At 70.6% G+C, this 2,640-nt stretch carries 3 protein-coding genes; 1 reads left to right on the top strand and 2 read right to left on the bottom strand.

Features of this window, described 5'->3' with window-relative positions:
- Together EF918_RS34575 and EF918_RS34570 are read right to left on the bottom strand one after the other, a co-directional pair.
- On the bottom strand, positions 1-738 hold a 738-nt coding region (locus EF918_RS34575), incomplete at its 3' end, for a GNAT family N-acyltransferase (RefSeq protein WP_260610971.1).
- A gap of 133 nt (positions 739-871) precedes the next feature.
- Positions 872-2,134: an extracellular solute-binding protein gene (locus EF918_RS34570; RefSeq protein WP_125652821.1), complete on the bottom strand. Its 1,263-nt coding sequence runs from the start codon at positions 2,132-2,134 to the stop codon at positions 872-874.
- A 201-nt stretch (positions 2,135-2,335) separates the two neighbouring features.
- On the opposite strand from EF918_RS34570, the gene EF918_RS34565 reads away from it, so the two are divergent.
- Complete coding sequence (locus EF918_RS34565) at positions 2,336-2,560, top strand: dodecin (protein ID WP_125652820.1); 225 nt, start codon at positions 2,336-2,338, stop codon at positions 2,558-2,560.
- Positions 2,561-2,640 lie beyond the last annotated feature (80 nt).

Raw genomic sequence — 2,640 nt, 5'->3', positions numbered from 1 at the left:
GTCCCACGCCTCGATCTCGCTCGCGGCCCGCTCGCTCATGCCCTGGCTGACCAGGATCAGCCCGGAGACGCGCATGCCGAGGAACGCCCGCAGGTAGTGGACCTCGCGCTCGTCCCGGTAGTCGGAGACGATCATGCCTATGAGGTCCGTGCGCCGCGAGGCCGTCGGCTGCGCGGCGCGGTCGGGCCGGGAGACCAGCTGCTGGAGGGCGCCGAGGACGGTCTCGCGGGTGGCGGCGGCCAGCACACCGCCGTCGGCCAGCGGTATCGAGCAGCAGCCGGCGAGCCAGTTGTGGCCGGAGCGGTCCATGTAGCGGGCCAGGCCGGCCCAGATCAGGGCGATGACGGCGCCGTTGCGGTGGGCGGGGTGGACGCAGGAGCGGCCGACCTCGACCAGGTCGGGGCGGATCGGCGCGAGCGCGGAGAGGTCGAACTCGCCCTCGGAGTAGAGCCGGCCCGCGACGGCGGCCCGCTCGGGCGGCAGCAGCCGGTAGGTGCCGACGACCTGCTCGGTGCGTTCCTCGACGACCAGGAGGTGGTCGCAGTAGGCGTCGAAGGCGTCGGAGTCCACACCTGGCTCGGGGCCGTCCAGGCGGGCTCCCATCTCCCCGGCGAAGACCAGGTGGCGCAGCCGCTGGGCGGCGCGTACCTCGTCCTCGTCGCGGGCGAGGCGGACGGTGTAGTGGGGGGCGGGGAGGTCGGTGGCCGGCTGAAGCGGGGAGACGGGGGCGATGGTCATGGCGGCTCCTGGTCCGGATGCGGGAGCCAGGCCGGGACGCGCTGACCTGGCTCCCTACGTTTCTTCCGTGACCGGCTGGATTCGACATGACCGTCCAGCGGCACCCACATGTGCGGCTGTTGAATGACGGGAATCAGCGGTCGGAGCTGAGGACCTTGCTGATCGCGTCCGAGGCGGTCCGGGCCGCCGTCTGCGGGTCCTGGCCGGTCAGGACCGCCGTCATGTACGGCTTGATCGGGTTCTTCGCCTCGACCTCGGCCCACCGGGCGGACTTCGGGGTGGCCCGGCCCTGGGCCGCGCCGAGTGCCATGGCGCTGGCGCCGTCGTTGCCCTGGACCACCCGGGCGAGGGTGGTCTTGTTCGGTACGTAGCTCATGGTACGGGCCAGTTCGGTCTGCCACTTCTCGCTCACCAGGGCGGTGATGACGTCGACGGCGGCGGCCCGGTCCTTGGTGCGGTTCGGGATGATCAGGTCGGAGCCGCCGGTGAGGACGGATCCGTACTTCTCCGAGGTCTTGCCGGGTATGGGGAAGAAGCCGAGTTTGCCCTTGAGGGCCGGGTTGGCCTGTTCGATCTGGGCGGCCTGGCCGGGCGGGGCGATGATCTGCGCGACCTGGCCGCGGGCGAAGACGTCCGCCTGCGGGGGCGTCTCCTCGTCGGCGCCCTTGGGGCCGTCGCCGAGGGCCTGGAGCTTCTTGTAGAACTCCATGCCGGCCTGGGCCGGTTCGCTGTCGAGGGTGCCGAGCCACTGGCCGCCGGTCTCGACGGCGAGTTCGCCGCCCTCGTCCCAGACGAATCCGGCGAGGACGTACCAGTTCTGGCCGGCGAGGTAGATGCCCTGCTGCTCGCCCTTGTCGAGCTTCTGGGTGGCCGCGATCCACTCGGCGCGGTTCCTGGGGGGCTCCTTGATGCCGGCGGCGGCGAAGAGGTCCTTGTGGTAGATCACCACGCGGTTGGCCGCGTACCAGGGGACGCCGTACTGGGCCCCGTTGACGCTTCCGGGGTCGGCCAGGCCCTTGAGCCAGTCCTTGCTGCCCCATTGGCGCAGGCCCTCCAGGGTGAGCTCGGACAGTCCCCCGGTCTCGATGTACTGCGCGACCTGGGTGTTGCCGACCTCGATGACGTCGGCGCTCTCCTTGCCCTTGCCGCTCAGGACGGCGTTGACCTTGTCCCCGATGCCGGTCCACTCCTGGATCTTGACCTCCAGGTCGATCCCCGGGTGCTCCTTCTCGAAGGAGGTGGTGAACCTCTGGATGAAGTCGTCGGAGGCGCTGCCCTTCATCAGCCAGAGGGTCACCTTCCGTGAGCCGCCCTCCGCGCCGGTGAGCCGGCCGCAGCCGGTGAGGGCGACGGTGGCCACGAGGACGGTGCACACGGCGAGGAAACGACGTTTCACGGATGGTCACCTTCTGACGGGCGGATCTTGGCTGGCTTGAAATTGGCATGGACCAATGGGCCGGTCAAGGGTCTTTCGCGCGGGATTCTTCTGGCATTCGGGAGGAACCCGTACGACTCCCCCGGCAGGCTCCGCCTCGCGGACCCGGAGGTACTGGGGCACAGTGACACAAGGCACCAGACCCCACCCTCGGGAGCGTCCATGTCCAACCACACCTACCGGGTGACCGAAATCGTCGGTACGTCCCACGAAGGCATCGACCAGGCCGTCCGCAACGGCATCGCCCGGGCCGGGCAGACCCTGCGGAACCTGGACTGGTTCGAGATCACCCAGGTGCGCGGCCACATCGAGAACGGCGCGATCGCCCACTACCAGGTGGGCCTGAAGGTCGGATTCCGCCTGGAGGGCGAGGACCCGGTGGCCTAGCCCGCACCCCCGCTCCGCGCCGGCCCCCGCTCCGCGCCGGTCCTCGGCCCGGCGGGCCGAGGACCGGCGCGGAGCGGGGG

Origin of the sequence: Streptomyces sp. WAC06614, from assembly GCF_003949795.1 — a bacterium.
Classification (GTDB): domain Bacteria; phylum Actinomycetota; class Actinomycetes; order Streptomycetales; family Streptomycetaceae; genus Streptomyces.
Note: the sequence above shows the minus strand (reverse complement) of the source record. Positions and strands in the feature narration are given on the sequence as shown.